Origin of the sequence: Streptomyces celluloflavus (assembly GCA_000720995.1) — a bacterium.
GTDB classification, from domain to species: Bacteria; Actinomycetota; Actinomycetes; order Streptomycetales; family Streptomycetaceae; genus Streptomyces; species Streptomyces celluloflavus.
The window spans coordinates 1-388 of record JOEL01000147.1; the positions used below are offsets into that span (position 1 = coordinate 1).

Annotated in this window: 1 protein-coding gene; it reads left to right on the plus strand. The window is 63.4% G+C overall.

Annotated elements, in window-relative coordinates:
* A partial coding sequence (locus IH09_RS36255) for a cbb3-type cytochrome c oxidase subunit I (RefSeq protein WP_190233532.1) occupies positions 1-388 on the plus strand: 388 nt, incomplete at both ends.

Sequence of the window (388 nt, forward strand, 5' to 3'; positions counted from 1 at the left end):
CTTCACGTGGAATGTGCTGCTGACCGGTGTGCTGGTCCTGCTGGCCTTCCCGGTGCTGGCCGCCGCGCTGTTCGCCCTGGAGGCGGACCGTAAATTCGGGGCGCATGTCTTCGACGCGGCCAATGGCGGGGCGCTGCTCTGGCAACACCTCTTCTGGTTCTTCGGGCATCCAGAGGTGTACATCATCGCGCTGCCGTTCTTCGGCATCATTTCCGAGGTCATTCCGGTGTTCGCCCGGAAGCCGATGTTCGGTTACATCGGTCTGATCGCGGCGACGATTTCGATCGCGGGCCTTTCCGTCACGGTCTGGGCGCACCACATGTATGTGACGGCCGGCGTGCTGTTGCGGTTCTCCTCCTTCATGCAGTTCCTGCTCGCGGTGCCGCCG